Annotated in this window: 17 protein-coding genes; 10 read left to right on the top strand and 7 right to left on the bottom strand. The window is 65.0% G+C overall.

All coding sequences use genetic code 11. The annotated features are described in order from the left end of the window. Nucleotides 1-56: 56 nt before the first annotated feature. The 10 genes from KIH07_RS22440 to nagZ all read left to right on the top strand — a co-directional run bounded on the left by KIH07_RS22440 (nt 57) and on the right by nagZ (nt 10,432). Entirely contained in the window at nt 57-1,550 is a 1,494-nt protein-coding gene (locus KIH07_RS22440; protein ID WP_226494080.1) for a DegQ family serine endoprotease, read from the top strand. Between the two features lie 529 nt (nt 1,551-2,079). Then, nucleotides 2,080-3,888, top strand: coding sequence for a translation elongation factor 4 (lepA, locus tag KIH07_RS22435; protein WP_226494079.1), 1,809 nt, complete (start codon nt 2,080-2,082; stop codon nt 3,886-3,888). 11 nt (nt 3,889-3,899) lie between these two features. Continuing rightward, nucleotides 3,900-4,868, top strand: coding sequence for a signal peptidase I (gene lepB / locus KIH07_RS22430; RefSeq protein WP_226494078.1), 969 nt, complete (start codon nt 3,900-3,902; stop codon nt 4,866-4,868). Between the two features lie 34 nt (nt 4,869-4,902). Then, complete coding sequence (locus KIH07_RS22425) at nt 4,903-5,250, top strand: DUF4845 domain-containing protein (RefSeq protein ID WP_413465785.1); 348 nt, start codon at nt 4,903-4,905, stop codon at nt 5,248-5,250. Between the two features lie 43 nt (nt 5,251-5,293). After that, on the top strand, nt 5,294-5,989 hold the full coding sequence (gene rnc / locus KIH07_RS22420; protein ID WP_226494077.1) for a ribonuclease III: 696 nt from the start codon (nt 5,294-5,296) through the stop codon (nt 5,987-5,989). A gap of 58 nt (nt 5,990-6,047) precedes the next feature. Then, the gene (gene era, locus KIH07_RS22415; RefSeq protein ID WP_226494076.1) at nt 6,048-7,115 is read left to right on the top strand and encodes a GTPase Era; all 1,068 of its coding nucleotides are present in this window, start codon (nt 6,048-6,050) and stop codon (nt 7,113-7,115) included. 115 nt (nt 7,116-7,230) lie between these two features. Next, nucleotides 7,231-8,031 carry a DNA repair protein RecO gene (recO, locus tag KIH07_RS22410; protein ID WP_226494075.1) on the top strand — a complete coding sequence of 267 codons (801 nt, stop codon included), beginning with the start codon at nt 7,231-7,233 and terminating at the stop codon, nt 8,029-8,031. Between the two features lie 45 nt (nt 8,032-8,076). After that, nucleotides 8,077-8,922, top strand: a complete 846-nt coding sequence (locus tag KIH07_RS22405; RefSeq protein ID WP_226494074.1) for a pyridoxine 5'-phosphate synthase — start codon at nt 8,077-8,079, stop codon at nt 8,920-8,922. Then, a complete protein-coding gene (gene acpS / locus KIH07_RS22400) occupies nt 8,919-9,362 on the top strand; it encodes a holo-ACP synthase (protein ID WP_226494073.1) in 444 nt (147 codons plus the stop codon). The genes KIH07_RS22405 and acpS overlap by 4 nt, the downstream gene beginning before the upstream one ends. Beyond that, on the top strand, nt 9,341-10,432 hold the full coding sequence (nagZ, locus tag KIH07_RS22395) for a beta-N-acetylhexosaminidase (RefSeq protein ID WP_226494072.1): 1,092 nt from the start codon (nt 9,341-9,343) through the stop codon (nt 10,430-10,432). The genes acpS and nagZ overlap by 22 nt, the downstream gene beginning before the upstream one ends. 16 nt (nt 10,433-10,448) lie before the next feature. Here nagZ and KIH07_RS22390 read toward each other — a convergent pair whose 3' ends face one another. The 7 genes from KIH07_RS22390 to KIH07_RS22360 all read right to left on the bottom strand — a co-directional run bounded on the left by KIH07_RS22390 (nt 10,449) and on the right by KIH07_RS22360 (nt 18,392). Further along, a complete protein-coding gene (locus KIH07_RS22390) occupies nt 10,449-11,123 on the bottom strand; it encodes an LON peptidase substrate-binding domain-containing protein (RefSeq protein ID WP_226494071.1) in 675 nt (224 codons plus the stop codon). After that, nucleotides 11,120-11,998 carry an acetyl-CoA carboxylase, carboxyltransferase subunit beta gene (accD, locus tag KIH07_RS22385; RefSeq protein ID WP_068173964.1) on the bottom strand — a complete coding sequence of 293 codons (879 nt, stop codon included), beginning with the start codon at nt 11,996-11,998 and terminating at the stop codon, nt 11,120-11,122. The genes KIH07_RS22390 and accD overlap by 4 nt, the downstream gene beginning before the upstream one ends. Before the next feature lie 53 nt (nt 11,999-12,051). After that, complete coding sequence (gene trpA / locus KIH07_RS22380; protein WP_226494070.1) at nt 12,052-12,861, bottom strand: tryptophan synthase subunit alpha; 810 nt, start codon at nt 12,859-12,861, stop codon at nt 12,052-12,054. Then, the gene (gene trpB / locus KIH07_RS22375) at nt 12,858-14,147 is read right to left on the bottom strand and encodes a tryptophan synthase subunit beta (RefSeq protein WP_226494069.1); all 1,290 of its coding nucleotides are present in this window, start codon (nt 14,145-14,147) and stop codon (nt 12,858-12,860) included. Before trpB ends, trpA begins: the two co-directional genes overlap by 4 nt. Before the next feature lie 46 nt (nt 14,148-14,193). After that, nucleotides 14,194-14,871 carry a phosphoribosylanthranilate isomerase gene (locus KIH07_RS22370; protein ID WP_226494068.1) on the bottom strand — a complete coding sequence of 226 codons (678 nt, stop codon included), beginning with the start codon at nt 14,869-14,871 and terminating at the stop codon, nt 14,194-14,196. 21 nt (nt 14,872-14,892) lie between these two features. Next, nucleotides 14,893-15,672, bottom strand: a complete 780-nt coding sequence (gene truA / locus KIH07_RS22365) for a tRNA pseudouridine(38-40) synthase TruA (protein ID WP_413465811.1) — start codon at nt 15,670-15,672, stop codon at nt 14,893-14,895. Nucleotides 15,673-15,764: 92 nt separating this feature from the next. After that, nucleotides 15,765-18,392 carry a FimV/HubP family polar landmark protein gene (locus tag KIH07_RS22360; protein WP_226494066.1) on the bottom strand — a complete coding sequence of 876 codons (2,628 nt, stop codon included), beginning with the start codon at nt 18,390-18,392 and terminating at the stop codon, nt 15,765-15,767. Between the last annotated feature and the right edge of the window lie 86 nt (nt 18,393-18,478).

Raw genomic sequence — 18,478 nt, 5'->3', positions numbered from 1 at the left:
CCGCGATTCACTTCGACAGACTTTGTTGTCTATCCGCCTTTGTGTAGAGGATCACCATGACGCTTCCGATGTTGGCCCGCACGCCTGTGTTGGCCTTCCTGGCCACCGCCGCATTCGTTGCTGGAGGTTCGGCAACCCTGTTGTCGCCCCAGTCCGTCTCGGCGCAGACGCTCCCGTCGGTCGCACCCAGCGTGCGGGGCTTGCCCGACTTCACCGATCTGGTGGACCTGGTGGGGCCGTCGGTGGTCAACATCCGCACGCTGGAGCGCGCCAGCGCGGACACGGGTTCGAGCGCCGACGAGCAGATGCTGGAGTTTTTCAAGCGTTTTGGCATTCCCATCCCCCCAGGCATGACGCCACGCGGACCCCGTCAGGAGCGGGGGCCGTCCGACGAGGTGCAGCCGCGCGGCGTGGGCTCGGGCTTCATCCTGAGTTCGGACGGGCTGATCATGACCAATGCGCATGTGGTCGATGGTGCCGACGAGCTGATCGTCACCTTGACAGACAAGCGTGAGTTCAAGGCCAAGCTGGTCGGAGCCGACAAACGCACCGACGTGGCGGTGGTCAAGATCGAAGCCACGGGGCTGAACGCGGTGAAGATCGGCGACATCAACCGCCTGCGCGTGGGTGAGTGGGTGATGGCCATTGGATCGCCGTTTGGTCTTGAAAACACAGTCACCGCGGGCATCGTCAGTGCGAAGAAGCGCGACACCGGTGATTTCCTTCCTTTCATTCAGACCGACGTGGCAATCAACCCCGGCAATTCCGGGGGGCCATTGATCAACATGCGTGGCGAGGTGGTCGGCATCAACAGCCAGATCTATTCACGCTCGGGTGGTTTTCAGGGCATTTCGTTTGCCATTCCCATCGACGAGGCGGTGCGGGTGTCTGACCAGCTTCGCACCAGCGGCCGGGTGACGCGAGGGCGCATTGGCGTGCAGATCGACCAAGTGAGCAAAGAGGTGGCCGAGTCCATCGGGCTGGGACAGCCCCGTGGCGCGCTGGTGCGCGGCGTGGAGCCCAATTCGCCCGCGGCCAAGGCCGGCGTTGAGCCGGGTGACATCGTGCTGAAATTCGACGGCAAGGAGATCGACAAGTCGGTCGACCTGCCGCGCCTGGTGGGCAACACCAAGCCCGGCAACAAGAGCAGCATGACCGTGTTCCGCCGGGGCGCCCAGCGCGAACTCGCCATCACGGTGGCCGAGCTTGAACCCGACCAGCCACAGCGCCGTGCCGCTGCGCCCGACGCACCCAAGCCTCCTGTTCTGGGGGCCGCGCAATCGCTGGGCCTGACCTTGGCCGAACTCACCCCTGCGCAAAAGAAGGAGTTGAACGTCAAGGGCGGGGTGCGCGTCGAGGCTGCGGAGGGGCCCGCTGCGAAGGCGGGCCTGCGTGAGGGGGACGTGATTGTGGCCATCGCCAACACCGAAGTCGCCAGTGCAAAAGAGCTTGAAGCGGCGGTGGCCCGGCTCGACAAATCCCGTCCGGTCAATGTGCTGTTCCGGCGCGGTGAGTGGGCGCAGTACGCTGTGATCCGCCCGCAGCGCTGAACCCCGCACATCCTCGAAACCACCCCAGCAGTGTCAAATAACCCCCTGTCCCTACTGGGATTTGGGGGCTTGAGGCTCCGGTGGTCGATTCGCCACACACGATCTTTCGGCCCGCCAAACGGTGGAACGTGTTGAAATGTTAGTGATTACTGACAAATATCGTGTTTCTGTTGACCGAATTCGATAAAATCGGACCTGTTCGGGATGGATTCCCGTGCCGTCGAACCCCATCGCTTCACGATGTGGGAACCGCACAGGATGTTCCTAGGTCGTCCACAGCTGCCTCACACGTTGTGCAATTTTCCTGTGACAAAGCTGTGGATAAGTTTGACGTTGCTGCGTTGCAACAATCGGTTTCGCGGCGTTTGGCGGTTTGCTTTCCAGGCTTTTTGCCTACAATGAAACCCCAACTATCGCAGTTGCCATTGATTGTTGGTTACGGGCGCGTCAACAGCTGACGCGCCCTTTTTTATGGTCGCCCGCTGCCGTGTGCACGGGCGTCTTTCTCCGTGTTTGAGCTGTCTTCTTGATGAATCACATCCGCAATTTTTCGATCATCGCGCACATCGATCATGGCAAGTCCACGCTGGCCGACCGCATCATTTCCCTCTGCGGTGGCCTGTCCGACCGCGAGATGAGCGAGCAGGTGCTGGACTCCATGGACATCGAGAAGGAGCGGGGCATCACCATCAAGGCGCAGACCGCGGCGCTCAAGTACAAGGCGCGCGACGGACAGGTTTACAACCTGAACCTGATCGACACGCCCGGGCACGTGGACTTCTCGTATGAAGTGAGCCGCTCGCTCTCGGCCTGCGAAGGTGCGCTCCTGGTGGTGGATGCCAGCCAGGGCGTGGAAGCGCAGACCGTGGCCAACTGCTACACCGCGCTCGACCTTGGTGTGGAAGTGGTGCCGGTGCTCAACAAAATGGACCTGCCCAACGCGGACCCGGACAATGCGAAAGCGGAGATCGAGGACGTGATCGGCATCGATGCCACCGATGCCATTCCGTGCTCGGCCAAGACCGGCGTGGGCGTGGAAGACATCCTGGAAGCGGTGGTGGCGCGCATCCCCCCGCCCAAGGGCAAGCCGGATGCCCCGTTGCGCGCCATGATCGTGGACAGCTGGTACGACGCCTATGTGGGCGTGGTGATGCTGGTGCGCGTGGTCGATGGCCACCTGCTCAAGGGCGAGCGCTTCAAGATGATGGCGACCAACACGGTCTACAACGCCGACAGCCTGGGTGTGTTCACGCCGGCCAACGAGCCGCGCGAATCGCTGGAAGCGGGCGAGGTGGGCTACATCATCGCGGGCATCAAGGAACTGCAGGCGGCCAAGGTGGGCGACACCATCACGCTGGAGAAAAAGCTGCCCAACAACGCGGGGCCTGCCACCGAGGCCCTGCCAGGCTTCAAGGAAGTGCAGCCCCAGGTGTTTGCGGGTTTGTACCCGACCGAGGCCAATCAGTACGACGCGCTGCGCGACGCGCTCGAAAAGCTCAAGCTCAACGATGCCTCGCTCCAGTACGAACCCGAGGTCTCGCAGGCACTGGGTTTTGGGTTTCGTTGCGGCTTTCTGGGTCTGCTGCACATGGAGATCGTGCAGGAGCGGCTGGAGCGGGAGTTTGATCAGGACCTGATCACCACCGCGCCCAGCGTGGTCTACCAGGTGGTCAAGCCCGATGGCGAGGTCATCATGGTCGAGAACCCGTCGAAGATGCCCGACCAGGGGCGCATCGAGGAAATCCGCGAACCCATCGTGACGGTGCACCTCTACATGCCGCAGGAATACGTGGGCGCGGTGATGACCTTGGCCAACCAGAAACGCGGGATGCAGCTCAACATGGCTTACCACGGTAAGCAGGTCATGCTGACCTACGACATGCCGCTGGGCGAGATCGTGCTGGACTTCTTCGACAAGCTCAAATCGGTGAGCCGTGGGTACGCGTCCATGGACTACGAGTTCAAGGAATACCGGGCTTCGGACGTGGTGAAAGTCGACATCCTGCTCAACGGCGAGAAGGTGGACGCCTTGTCCATCATCGTGCACCGGAGTCAGTCGCAGTACCGGGGTCGCGCGGTGGCCGCCAAGATGCGCGAGATCATCAGCCGGCAGATGTTTGATGTGGCGATCCAGGCGGCCATCGGTGGCAACGTGATCGCGCGCGAGACCATCAAGGCGCTGCGCAAGAACGTGCTGGCAAAATGCTACGGTGGTGACATCACCCGCAAACGCAAACTCCTCGAAAAACAGAAAGCAGGCAAGAAGCGCATGAAACAGATCGGCTCGGTCGAGGTGCCCCAGGAGGCTTTTCTCGCTATTTTGCAGGTGCAGGACTGATGCAGGCCGCCATGAGTGCGATCACCGCGGTGATCCTGACGGCTTTCGCGGCCTACACGGGGGCCTGGTACACGGGCATGGTCGAAGGCAATTTCGCACTGTTGTTGATGCTGGCCACGCTGGTCACCGGCGTCTACTGGGTTGCCGAGAAGCTGGTGTTTCTGCCCCAGCGCAAGCGCACCGCGCAGCGGGTGCTCGACGAACACAATGCACGCACGGCGGCTTTGCATCAGCAGGGCTTCCATCAGGGCGAGGCCGCCGACATCGAACCGACACGCCAGAAACTGCTGATGCAGCCCTGGTGGCTGGACTGGACGGCGGGTCTGTTTCCCGTGATCCTGGCCGTGTTCGTGTTGCGATCGTTTCTGTTCGAACCGTTCAAGATTCCATCCGGTTCCATGATCCCCACGCTGCGGGTGGGTGACCTGATCCTGGTCAACAAGTTTCACTACGGTGTGCGCCTGCCGGTCTTCAACACCAAGCTGTTTTCCAACAACGATCCGCAGCGCGGCGACGTGATGGTGTTCCGCTATCCGCCCCAGCCGAGTCTGGACTACATCAAGCGTGTGATCGGGGTGCCCGGTGACGAGGTGGCCTATGTCAACAAGCAGCTGACCGTCAACGGCAAGCCGGTTCCGCGCAGTGTTGAACCCGAGTTCTTCGATTCCGACGCCATGCGCTACGCGCACCAGTTTCGTGAAACCCTGGGGGAGCGCCAGTACAACACCCTCAACGACGATGATCGTCCGGCCTTTGTGCAGGGCACCACGGACTTCCCCTTCAGGGAAAACTGCAACTACACCGTGGAAGGTGTGGTGTGCAAGGTGCCCAAGGGCCACTATTTCATGATGGGTGACAATCGGGACAATTCGCAGGACTCTCGGTACTGGGGGTTCGTGCCGGAAGCGAACATCGTGGGCAAAGCCTTTTTTGTCTGGATGAACTTCGGTGATCTGGGACGCATCGGTTCGTTCGAGTGACCCGTTTATCAAGCTCTGCTGGAGGATGACACACGTGAAACTGAAACAACAACAACGCGGTTTGACCTTTTTCGGTCTGATTGTGGTCGGTATTTTGCTGGCCTTCGCCGGCGTGGTCCTGGCCCAGGTGGTGCCGACCTACATCGAATTCCTCGCCGTGCAGAAGGCGGTGCAGAAGTCTGTTGAGGGCGAGACCGTGGCCGAAGTGCGTACCATTTTCGACAAGGCGGCCCAGATCGACGACATCACGTCGATCACCGGCAAGGACCTTGTGGTGAGCAAAGAGGGTAGCCAGGTCGTGGTTTCTTTCGCCTACAACCGCGACATTCATCTGACAGGGCCGGCCTATTTGGTCATGAAGTACGAAGGCCGTTCGAAGTGATTGTCGTGCAGCAAGCGGGGCGACCAACAGGCTGCCAGTGGCCTTGAATCCGGAGCTTCAGGCGCTGCAGCAACGCCTGAACCACCATTTTTCCAACCCGCGCCTGCTGGAGCGCGCGCTGACCCACCGCAGCTTCACGTCCGACCACAACGAACGGTTGGAGTTTCTGGGGGACTCGGTGCTCAATCTGGCCATCTCGGGCCTGCTGTTCGAGAAGCTCAGCCAGCTGCCCGAAGGCGATCTTTCCCGCGTGCGGGCGAATCTGGTCAAACAAGACACCCTGTTCCAGATCGCCGTCGGTTTGGGATTGGCGACCGGTTTGCGGCTGGGGGATGGCGAAAAGCGTTCGGGGGGGCACAAGCGCCCGTCGATCCTGGCCGACGCGCTCGAAGCCATCATTGGCGCGGTGTACCTCGACGCTGGCTTTGAAGTGGCCGCCGCGCTGGTGCACCGGCTCTACAGCGGCATTGAGCTCAATGCCCAGATGAGCGCCATGGGCAAGGACCCGAAAACCGAATTGCAGGAGTGGCTGCAGGCGCGCAAAATGAAGCTGCCGCTTTATCGTGTGGTGGCCACGCTGGGCGAGGCGCACAAACAGACTTTTGATGTGGAGTGCACCGTGACCGAAACCGGTCGCAGCGAGCGTGGCATTGGCGCTTCGCGCCGTGCCGGTGAGCAGGCCGCCGCTGCGGCCATGTTGCAGTACCTCATGGCCGGTCCGCAGAGCAACCGTTCCTGATGCCGTTGCGCGTCCGTTTCTTTCCCTCACCTTTGCGTTGATCCGTCCGCACGAATCCATGTCCCGAAAACCCGCCCCCTCGCCCGTCCCTTCCCAGCCCGTCGCGCCCGCTGCCAATCCCGAGCTCGACGCCATGCTGGCGCGGGCTCTGGGCAAGTCGGGGGCCGATGCACCTGGGTTGGCGCAAACCGATCCCGACGCGTCTGCGGCCCCCGAGGCCAGCGAACCCGAGCCCATCGATCCCGCCACCCAGCGCTGTGGCTTTGTCGCCATCGTGGGCAAGCCCAATGTGGGCAAATCGACCCTGCTCAACGCACTGGTGGGCCAGAAAGTCAGCATCACCTCTCGCAAGGCGCAGACCACGCGCCACCGCATCACCGGTATGCGGACCCTGGGGCCCACCCAGTTCGTGTTCGTGGACACGCCGGGGTTCCAGACCCGGCACGGCAATGCGCTCAATCGGGCGCTGAACAAGACGGTGCTGGGCGCGGTCAGCGATGTGGATCTGATTCTGTTCGTGGTCGAAGCGGGCCACTTCAACCTGGCCGACGCCAAGGTGCTGGACCTGTTGCCGGCCAATGTGCCCGTGATGCTGGTGGCCAACAAGTTCGACCTGGTGCATCGCCGCGGTGATCTCGCGCCCTGGCTGCGTTCCATGCAGGAACGCCACCCGTTTGCCGAGTTTGTGCCGATGTCGGCCAAGCATCCGAAGGACATCCAGCGCCTGTTCGCGATCTGCGAAAAATACCTGCCCCTGCAGCCCTGGATGCACGATCCGGACGATCTGACCGACCGCAGCGAGCGTTTCATGGCCAGCGAGATGGTGCGCGAGAAGCTCTTCCGCCTCACCGGGGACGAGTTGCCCTACACCTCCACCGTGGTGATCGACAAGTTCGAGGAAGAGGGCGCACTCAAGCGCATCGCCGCGACCATCGTGGTCGAGCGCGAGGGCCACAAGGGCATGGTCATTGGCGACAAGGGCGAGAAGCTCAAACGCATTGGCACCGAAGCGCGCCAGGAGCTGGAAAAGCTCTGGGACTGCAAGGTGTATCTGGAGCTGTGGGTCAAGGTGCGCTCGGGCTGGGCGGACGACGACGCGCGGGTCCGATCTTTCGGCTACGAATGATGCGGCTCCCACCGCGGCATCGCTGCGCTGGTCGCTGTCTCCCAAGGAGGCTGGCCGTGTTGCGGGGTGGACCGTTGCGGGCGTGCCGGGCCGCCGGTCCTGTGTTCGACGTGTGATGGCGACGCGCCGGTTTTCCGAAGAACCCGCTTTCATCCTGCACCGCTACGACTGGAGCGAATCCAGCCTGGTGCTGGAAGCCTTCACCCGCCACCATGGCCGCATCGCGCTGGTGGCCAAGGGCGTCAAACGCCCCACCTCCCAGTTCCGTCCGGTGCTGCTGCCACTGCAGCCGCTGCACCTGAGTTGGGGCGGCGAGGCCGAGGTGCGCACGCTCAAGGCCGCGCAATGGCAGGGTGGTCACGTCATGCCCACGGGCGAGGCGCTGCTCTCGGGGTGTTATCTCAACGAATTGCTCATGCGCCTGCTGGCGCGCGATGACCCGCATCCGGGGCTGTTTGACCACTACGCCTTTGCGGTGCAGTTGCTGGCCGAACGCGCCGACGCCCAGCAGCTCATCCTGCGCGCGTTCGAGTTGCTGCTGCTGCGCGACATCGGTCTGTTGCCCGGTCTGGCCCATGAGGGCAATACCCTGGCCGGGTTGAACGCGACAGACCCCTATGTGCTGGTGCCGGAAAGTGGCTTGCGTGCAGCGCACGACGACGATGCCCATGCGCTCTCGGGTGAACAATGGCTGGCGCTGCAGACGGCCATGGACGAGGCGGGGCCTTTCGTGGCCACCTTGCGTGCCTGCGCCGGCTGCCAGCAAGCCTTGCAGCCGCAACTGCGGAGTCTGCTGCACTACCATAGCGGCGTGCGGGTGTTCAAGACGCGCCAACTGATGCTGGATGTGCAGGCCATGAGCCGGCCACGCGGTTCTCCGAACGCGGCGGGGCTGGCGGCCGACCCGCTGGCTTGAGTTCCCTTCACTTCATTCCACATTGCCGCCCCATTCGCCATGTCCATGGACCCGCACCTCCATTCCAGCCGCACAGCGCTTTCGGTCAACCTCAACAAGGTGGCCCTGGTGCGCAACACCCGGCACCTGGGCATCCCGTCCGTCACGCGGGCGGCTACGCTGTGCCTGCAGGCCGGAGCGGGTGGGATCACCGTGCATCCGCGACCCGACGAACGACACATCCGGCTGCACGATGTGTTCGATCTGGCGCAGGTGCTGCAAGCGTGGCCCGGGCGCGAGTACAACATTGAGGGCAATCCGTTTCACAACCTGATGGACGTGGCACGCGAAGTGTGTGCTCGCGGACTGCCGCTGCACCAGTTGACCTTCGTGCCGGACAGCGAGGGCCAGTTCACAAGCGACCACGGCTGGAGCTTTCCGCAAGATGCCGAACGCCTGCGGCCGCTCATTGCCGAAGCGCAGGCACTGGGCGCGCGCGTGAGCCTGTTCATGGACCCGGAGCCCGCCGCGATGGCCGCGGCCAGGGCCGTGGGCGCCGACCGGGTGGAGCTGTACACCGAGCCCTATGCCGCAGCCTGGCACACGCCGCAGCGGGCCAGCCAGCTGGAGCGCTACCGCGCAGCCGCGCAGGCGGCGCTGGACGCTGGCCTGGGGGTCAACGCGGGCCACGACCTCAACCGCGACAACCTCACGGCTTTCCTGCGCGGTGTGCCGGGTGTGAGCGAAGTCTCGATCGGTCATGCCCTGATCGCCGACGCGCTGGAGCTGGGCTACAGCGCCACCGTGGCCGACTACCAGCGCTGCATCGACGAGGCGTTCGGCGGCGCGGATTCATCCGCGGGACTGGGCAACCGCCAGCCCCAGGGCCATGACCAACGTGCTGGCACATGATCTTCGGCATCGGCACCGACATCTGCGACATCCGGCGCGTGGAAGCCACCTGGCAGCGCCAGGGAGAGCGCTTCGCGCGCAAGGTGCTGAGCGACGCGGAGTTCCTGGTGTGGCAAAAGCGCAGCGCGCGCTGGCCACAGCGGGGCCTGCGCTACCTGGCCACGCGTTTTTCCGCCAAGGAAGCGTTTTCCAAGGCCATCGGCCTGGGCATGCGCATGCCCATGACCTGGCGGCACTGCGAGATCACCAACCTGGCGAGCGGACAGCCCGTGATCGTGTTGCATGGTGAACTCAGAACTTGGTTTGAAGCCCGGGGGCTGCGTGCCCACGTGACCGTCACCGACGAGAGCGACTATGCGGCCAGCTTTGTGGTGGTCGAAACCGATGCACCCGATACCGCGCCAACCGAGAACCCACCATGCACCAGCACGCCCCCCTGATCATCGACGTCGCCGGCCACAGCCTGACCACCGCCGAGCGCCGGCGCCTGGCGCATCCCCTGGTGGGCGGCGTGATCCTGTTCTCCCGCAACTGGCAAGACCGCGCCCAGCTGACGAAACTGTGCCGCCAGATCAAGACCGTGCGGCCCGATCTGCTGATCGCCGTGGACCACGAGGGCGGTCGCGTGCAGCGTTTTCGCAGCGACGGCTTCACCCACTTGCCGCCGATGGCGGCCTTTGGCGCGCTGTGGGGGCAACCCGGGCGCCTGGGCGACATGGAGGGTTCTTCGGCACTGCGGGCCTGCAACGCCGCCACAGCGACGGGCTATGTGCTGGGGGCCGAGTTGCGCGCCTGCGGCGTGGACCTGAGCTTCACACCGGTGCTGGATCTGGACTACGGCGAGAGCTCGGTCATCGGCGACCGCGCCTTTGCGCGCGATCCGCGCGTGGTGACCCTGTTGGCCCAGGCCCTGATGCTGGGCCTGCAGCAAAGTGGCATGGGCAACTGCGGCAAGCACTTTCCCGGTCACGGTTTCGTGAAGGCGGATTCGCACCTGGCGATCCCGGTGGACCGGCGCAGCCTCAAAGCCATTCTGGCGGAAGACGCCGCGCCCTACGGCTGGCTCTCCAGCGGTCTGCAGGCGGTGATGCCGGCGCATGTGATCTACCCCAAGGTGGACAGCCGGCCTGCCGGTTTCTCGCCGCGCTGGCTGCAGGAGGTGCTGCGCCGTCAGCTCCATTTCACCGGTGCGATCTTCAGCGATGACCTGAGCATGGCCGCAGCGCGCCAGATCGATGGCCGCGAGGTCAGCTTCGCCGAGGCCGCGCTGGCCGCTTTGTCCGCGGGTGGCGATATGGTGGTGTTGTGCAACCAGAGCGTGGTGGAGGCCGGTGCGCCGATCGACGCCGCCATCGACGCCTTGTCCCGGGCCGTGATCGAAGGCCGCTGGCAACCCAACCCAGCGAGCGAGGAGCGGCGCCTGGCCTTGCTGCCGCGCGCGGCCGCACTGGAGTGGGACGCCTTGATGGTGAGCGAGCGCTACATGCAGGCGCTTTCGTTGTTGCCGTAAGTCGGAGCGTGGGGGCTCACCGCTCCACGCCGATCTTGTCCAGCAGGTCGGAGATCAGTTCCAGGCGCAGCAGCGGGTTGTCCAGCGACATCAGGCGGTGCTTGAGTTCGGCCGGTGCCGGCAGCAGTTCGGCCCAGCGGTTGGCCACCCAGCCGCAGTCGTTCCAATGGTAGGGCGGCTGCAGGGGCACTTCGTTCATGCCCTGGGGGTCGCGCTCCTGCAGGTTGTGCAGCAAACGCTGCAAGGCGTCGCGCGTGGGCACCAAGTGTTCCGGCACCGGAATCACCGGTTCGGCCGGGTCGAGCCGCACGTCGGCCACCCACAGGCCATGCGGCAACTGGTGGCTGTGGGTCACATGGAAGCGTTGCAGGCCGCGGCAGTGGATCATCAGCAGGCCGGGCTGGGGCCGCTCCAGCTGTTCGATCTGGGCCAGCGTGCCCACCGGGTAAAACACTTCCCGGGCGAACGCCGCGCCACCGGGTGCCGCATTCGGGTCGATGCGGCGCACCTCGTCACCTTCGGACAGACACACCACACCAAACGGTGCCCCCGCCTTGTGACAGCGGCTGATCATGTCGAGATAGCGCACCTCGAAAATGCGCAGTGGCATCCAGCCGCCCGGAAACAGGACGGTCTGCAGGGGAAACAGGGGCAGCAGCGAGAGCGTGAGCGCTGCGGGTTCGGCATTCAATCGCTGACCACCGCGTCCGCGCTCTGACGCTGCAGCATGGCCAGCGTGTTGGCGACGGTGGTGCGCAATTCCCGGCGGTCGCAGATGAAGTCCACGGCGCCCTTGGTCTGCAGGAATTCGGCGCGCTGGAAGCCCTCGGGCAACTTCACGCGCACGGTGTTTTCAATCACCCGCGGGCCGGCAAAGCCGATCAGGGCCTTGGGTTCTGCGATCACCACGTCGCCCAGGAAGGCGAAGCCGGCGGACACGCCCCCCATGGTGGGATCGGTGAGCACGCTGATGTAGGGCAGCCCCTTTTTCGCCAGGCGGGTGAGCGAGGCGTTGGTTTTGGCCATCTGCATGAGCGAGAGCAGGCCCTCCTGCATGCGCGCGCCACCGGTCGCGGTGAAGCAGACGAAGGGCACCTTCTGCGCGATGGCTTCTTCCACGCCGCGCACGAAGCGCTCGCCCACCACGGAGCCCATGGAACCGCCCATGAAATCGAACTCAAAACAGGCCACCACCAGGCTGACACCCTGCACCGCACCGCCCACCACGATCAGCGCATCGGTTTCGCCGGTGGATTCGAGCGCCTCTTTCAGGCGTTCGGGGTACTTGCGGCTGTCCTTGAATTTCAGCGCATCGACCGGCAGCACCTCCTGCCCGATCTCGTAACGGCCTTCGGCGTCCAGGAAGGCATTGAGCCGTGCCCGGGCCCCGATGCGGTGGTGGTGGCTGCAATGCGGGCAGACGTTCTGGTTTTTCTCCAGATCGTTTTTGTAGAGCACGGCTTCGCAGCTCGGGCACTTGATCCACAAGCCTTCGGGCACGCTGCGGCGCTCGGTCGGGTCGGTGTGGGTGATCTTGGGGGGCAGCAGTTTTTCGAGCCAGGACATCGGGTTCTCCTACGCAGGGGGCCGGGCCGCTCGGGCCCGGCAAGGTCAGCGGATTATGCGTCCAGCGCTTTTCGTATGGTGCGCAGGAAATGGGCCGCCACCGCCACCACTTTTTCGTGCGGTTCGTCCTCGATCAACTGGATGATCTTGCTGCCGATCACCACCGCGTCGGCGCTCTTTCCGATGGCCTTGGCGGTTTCGGCATCGCGGATGCCAAAACCGACCCCCACCGGGATGCTGACGTGCGCCCGGATGCGTGGCAGCATGGCTTCGACCTGGCCCACGTCCAGCGTGCCGGCACCGGTCACGCCCTTGAGCGAGACGTAGTACACATACCCGCTGGCCACACGCGCCACCTGCGCCATGCGCTCGTCGGTGGAGGTCGGAGCCAGCAGGAAGATCAGGTCCATGTCGGCGGCGCGCAGCGCGGCGGCGAAGTCCTCGCACTCCTCGGGCGGGTAGTCGACCACCAGCACGCCGTCCACCCCAGCCGACCCGGCGTCGCGCACGAAGCTGCCGGCACCGTGTTTCTGGTCGTAGCGTTCGATCGGGTTGGCGTATCCCATCAGCACCACCGGGGTGGCGGTGTTGCGCTCGCGGAAGGTTTTCACCATCGCGATGACCTGGGTCAGGCCAATGCCCAGCGCCAGCGCGCGGTCGCCAGCCCGCTGGATCACCGGGCCGTCGGCGGAAGGGTCGGAAAACGGCACGCCGAGTTCGATGACGTCGGCGCCGGCCTCGACCATGCCGTGCATCAGATCGGGCGTGATGTCGGCATAGGGGAAACCGGCGGTGACGAAGGGGATCAAGGCTTTGCGGCCTTGGGCCTTGAGATCGGCGAAGGTTTTTTCGATGCGGCTCATTTGGACACCTTCACGACGGCGGTTTCAGCACCGCCTTTGACGGACTGGCCCCGGCAGCTGGGGCGGCAATAGAAGTCGGCACTGGACAGATCGGCCACGGTGCCGATGTCTTTGTCGCCACGCCCCGAGAGGTTGACCAGGATGGACTGGTCCGGGCGCATGGTCCTGGCGAGCTTCATGGCATGGGCCACGGCGTGGCTCGACTCCAGCGCCGGAATGATGCCCTCGGTGCGGCAGAGGTAGTGAAAGGCCTCCAGTGCCTCGGCGTCGGTGATGCCGACGTATTCGGCGCGGCCGATGTCCTTCAGGAACGCATGCTCCGGGCCGACGCCGGGATAGTCCAGCCCGGCGCTCACGCTGTGGGTCTCGGTGACCTGGCCGTTGTCGTCCTGCAATACATAGGTGCGGTTGCCGTGCAGCACGCCGGGGCTGCCTTTCTGCAGCGAGGCCGAGTGCTTGCCACTCTCCAGGCCTTCGCCGGCGGCCTCCACGCCGATCAGGCGCGTTTGCTCGTGGTTGATGTAGGGGTAGAAGATGCCCATGGCGTTGCTGCCACCGCCCACACAGGCCACCACCGCGTCGGGTTGTTCGCTGGTGCAGCCCGCGGCTTTGAGCATCTCGGGCATCTGCACCAGGCACTCCTCACCGATCACACTCTGGAAGTCGCGCACCATCATGGGGTAGGGGTGTGGTCCGGCCACGGTGCCGATGATGTAGAAGGTGTTGTCCACGTTGGCGACCCAGTCGCGCATGGCCTCGTTGAGCGCGTCCTTGAGCGTCTTGCTGCCGCTTTCCACCGGCACCACGGTGGCGCCCAGCAGCTTCATGCGGTAGACGTTGGGGCTCTGGCGTTTCACGTCTTCGCTGCCCATGTAGACCACACACTCCAGGCCGTAGCGCGCGCAGATGGTGGCCGTGGCCACGCCGTGTTGTCCGGCGCCGGTCTCGGCGATGATGCGCGGCTTGCCCATGCGCCTGGCGAGCATGGCCTGACCGATGACGTTGTTGATCTTGTGCGCGCCGGTGTGGTTGAGGTCTTCGCGCTTCAGGAAGATCTGGGCGCCGCCCTGCTCACGGCTCATGCGCGCGGCGTGGTAGACCGGAGAAGGGCGGCCCACGAAGTGGGCGAGCTCGCTCCTGAATTCGGCGAGGAACTCGGGGTCGTGTTGGTACTGCGCGTAGGCGGCCTTCAGTTCGTTGATGGCGTGCGTGAGGGTTTCGCTCACGAAACTGCCGCCGTAGATGCCGAAGTGGCCGCGGGCGTCGGGTTGCTGGTAGGTGTCCATGGGGTGTTCTCGGTTCGATGGCCCGAGCAGCCCCGTCGGGTGGGGCTCAGCTGGGGCGGGATGACAGCAGGTCGGCCGCGCGCACGGCGGCCACGAAGGCGAGCATCTTGTCGGGGTCTTTGATGCCTTTGGCGACTTCGACCCCGGAGCTCACGTCAACGGCCCAAGGCCGTACGCGGCGAATGCCATCGGTCACGTTTGCAGGCGTGAGTCCACCAGACAAAACGAGGCGAGAGCTGGCGTTTAGAAGCGGATGTGACCAATTGAATGCTGTCCAGTCGAAGGAAAGACCTCCGCCGCCAAAACCCTCGACGTGGGCGTCGAGCAGGATGGCCTGGGCGGCGGCGAAGTCCTGCGTGTATTTTAGAAGATCAAAGCCCGCGCCGTCAGGACCGGCGGGAATGCGCGCCGCGCGCAGAAAAGGCCTGGCGGCGGCGCCACAGTCGGCGGGTGTCTCGTCGCCATGGAACTGCAGCAGGGCGTTGGGCACGGCCGAAAGTCCCTGAGCGATGTATTCGGGGCTGGCGTTGACGAACAGCAGCACCGGGGTGACGAAGGGGGGCAGGTGGCTTGCGAGTTCAGCCGCACGCTCGGGCGGGACGAATCGCGGACTCTGGGGGTACAGCACGAACCCGATTGCATCGGCACCGGCCCGCACGGCGGCGTCCACGTCGGCCTCGCGGGTCAATCCACAGATTTTGATGCGGGTGCGGTGCAGGGGCATGGCGCGTGGCTTTCGCCCTCGCTAGGGTAGCCAGTCGAAAGCGGGTGTGCGGGTCGGCAGGTTCAGCGATTCATCGTACACCGGCCCGAGGAAATACAGGCCATCAGGGGAAAAAGTGGGCGCTGCGGCCTCCCGGCTCTTCGCCGCCAGCACCTCGGCCATCCAGCCCGGGGGGCGTCGGCCGCTGCCGATCATGATCAGGCAACCCATGATGTTGCGAATCATGTGGTGCAGGAAGGCCGAGGCCTCGAATTCGAAGCGCCAATAGGCACCACGCCGGCTGATGTCCACGCGCAGCATCTGCTTGACGGGGCTGTGGGCCTGGCAGGCCGAGGCCCGAAACGAGGTGAAGTCGTGCTCACCGAGCAGCGCCTGGGCGGCCTGTTGCATCGCCTCGAGTTGCAGGGGGCGGAACACCCACCCCACCCGGCCGGCATCCACGCTGGGGCGCACCGGAGACTCCAGCAGCACATACGCGTACCGGCGCGAGCGCGCACTCGCGCGGGCATGGAAGCTGTGTGGTACCTGCCGCGCCCACTGCACCGCAATGTCGGGTGGCAGAAAACGGTTGGTGCCGCGGACCCATGCGGTTTCCGGCCGATCCAGCGCACAGTCGAAATGCACCACCTGCATCAGGCCGTGCACACCGGCGTCGGTGCGACCGGCGCACAAAGTGGAGATGCCGTCCAGGGCGGTGAACTGGGTCAGCGCCAACTCCAGACGGTCCTGAACGGTGCGACCGCTGGGCTGGCTCTGCCAGCCATCGTAGGCCTCTCCGTGGTAACTGACGCCCAACGCGATCCGCGCAGTACCAGGCACCGTTCCAGACGGTGGGTCCGACGGCGGATGAACGCTGGGCAAACCGGTTGTCAATCGATGGAGGGCTGCGCGCGTCAGGTGAGATCGGCGAGGAAGGTGCTGGCCTTGTTCTTGAGGGTCCCCGATGCTTCGGCCAGCACTTCTTCGGCCAACGACCGGGCTCCCTCCAGATCACCGATGGCACGAAACTCTTCGGCCAGCGAGAGTTTGGTCACCAGGGGGCTTTCTTCGGTCAGGGCGCCCAGTTCGGAAGGCGCCGTGTTGGGCGAATCGTCCAGATCGAGGGTGATTTCGTTGAGATCGAACGACAGCATCTCGGGCGCCGCCGAGGCGGTCGCGCCCACGGTGCTCGGTGCCGGTGCAACGGGCTTGTCCGAAGCGAAATCGGGCAGGATTTCGTTGTCGCCGAAGGCGGATACCTCGTTCTTCGACGGCATCAGCGCACTGTTGTTGGCAGAGGGTGTTGGCGCACGGGTGAGCGTGGCAGGTTCCGATGGAAAGTCCAGGTCAAAGTCCATGGACATGGACGAGGGACCGGCCTTTTCCTCCACCGATCGGGTGAGTGCATCGGTTTCGTTGAGGTCGTCCAGGGCGGACATGGCAGCGCCGGCCCGGGGTGCCGGTGATTCGGCTTGCAGCATGGCCAGCGCCGAAGGGACGCCTTGAGAAGCGTCGAGATCGAGATCGAGGTCCAGATCGAGGTCGGCATTCAAGTCGGCTCCGGGGCCGTCTTGTTGTGTCAGCGTACTGCTGGCGAATGGAATGGTGTTGTTGGACGCACCACCAGCAGAGCCACCACCCTTCACCGCCGGGCTTCCGCCGGGTTGGTACAGCGGGTTGTTGGGGTCCAGTTCCTTGCCCAGTTCGCAGGCATGCTCCCATTCGGAACCCAGGCCCTGGGTGAGGCCATAGGCTTCCGTGGCGACCACTTCAAAAGCCTTGGCGTCGCGCCGTTTGGCATAGATCTCGAGCAACTTGTTGTGGATCGCCACGCGGGTGGGCGCGCTGCGCATGGCTTCTTTGAGGATTTCCTCGGCCTGCAGGTCGCGGCCATAGGCCAGATAGACATCGGCTTCCGCGACCGGATCCACGTCCCCGGCCGCATCGAGCTGGCTGGGCGAATACACCATGGAAGAACCCGATGCCGTGGCTTCGGCGGTGTCAATGCGCTGGCCGCCGCTGGAGCCGAAGAACGAGTCGGGCTGAAGGCGGCTTTCTAGAAACGAGCTGTCGACGCCAACACTTTTTTTGCGTTGCCGAATGCGGTAGAAGCCCAGACCGGCCAGCAGGGCCAGCAGCGCACCAGCACCCGGCAGAACGAAGGGGTTGTCAAGCAACTGATCGACGAACGAGGGTTCTTCAACCGCGGGAGCGGGCGGAGGAGGCGGCTTGCTCACGGCGGGCGCGGGTGCAGGCGCCGGGGCCGGAGGAGCCGGTTCGGTCGTGGCTTCCGGTGCCGGCGGCGGCGAAGGTTCGGCCGCCACGGGGCTGGGGGCCTTGATGGCGGCGGCATCCGGCGTCGCCTGGGCGGGCGCTGCGGGCGGGCTGGCCGCAGCGGCAGGTGTCGCTGGGACAGTGGGTGCAGCGGGGTTCAGTTTCCCCAACTCTTCGATGTTGCGGGAGAGCTCGGCCACGCGGGTCGAGGCCTCCTTGGCTTGACGATCCTGCGCGATCGCATCTTCTTTGGCGGTTTGCGCAGGCGTGGCACCTTTGGACAGGGTCAACTTGTCCTGGGCCGGTGCAACGGGCTTCTTGTCTTCCACCTCGGCCTGTACGCGACCGGTGTCCTGTCGATCCGCGGTGCCCACATCGGCCTCGGGCGCGGCACCCGCCAGGCGACGGCGGAACTCGTTGAAGTCGCGACTTTGAGCCGCGATGATCTGGCGCGCTTCGTTGGCAGGCACTGCACTGGCGGCCGTTTCGGCGGGCATGTCCAGCACGGCGCCGGCCTTGATCCGGTTGATGTTGTTCCCGATGAAGGCCTTGGGGTTGGCGCGCAGCATGGCCACCAGCATCTGATCCAGCGACACATTGGCTGGGCGATGGTCGGCGGCCAGCCGCCCGGCCGTGTCGCCCGCCTGGACGCGAACCTGAGCTTCGCCACTGGCTTCAGGTGCCGGTGTCGAACCCGGTTCCGGGCTTGGGGTGGCGGCCGCAGGCGCCGGGCGCGCGGCCTGAACGGGTGGGGTCGGGGCGGCCGGGGGCTGCACCGCCGGTGAAGCGCCGACGGCTGCGGGCGGCACCACGGGCCGTGCGGATGGGGGAGGCACCGGCGATGGCCGCGGTTGGGCAGAAACGCCCGGAGCGAGCGGCGCCGCAGCAGCCGGGCGCAGGTTGGGCGGGTCAAACAGCAGGGTGTAGTCGCGAACGACGCGACCGGAAGCCCAGTTGGCCTCCAGAATCATGTCCATGAACGGTTCGTTCACCGGCCGGCCGCTGGACAGCCGCAAGAAGGCGCGACCGTCTGGCCGCCGTTCCAGGCTGACCCGCAGATCGCTCAAGGCGGGATTGAACTCCATGCCCGCGGCACGAAAAGCATCGCCCGGGGCCAGGCCGACACGCAGGCTGGACGCCTCTTCGGCGGAGATTTCAGGGACGTCGATTTCGGCCCGCAGAGGTTCCCCGAGGGCCGACTGCACCACGATGCGACCCAGAGCCAAGGCCTGGGCGTCGCCATGTTGCGTCAGGCCGATGCACAACACCGCCGCCGCTGCAACCGCATGTAACCGCGCAAGGCCGCGCTCGCTGGTGTGTCGGGGGTGGGCGGGCGTGGGTTGTAGGGGAGTGT

The organism is Hydrogenophaga taeniospiralis (assembly GCF_020510445.1).
Taxonomy (GTDB): Bacteria; Pseudomonadota; Gammaproteobacteria; order Burkholderiales; family Burkholderiaceae_C; genus Hydrogenophaga.
This window is presented reverse-complemented; position numbering and strand designations above follow the sequence as displayed.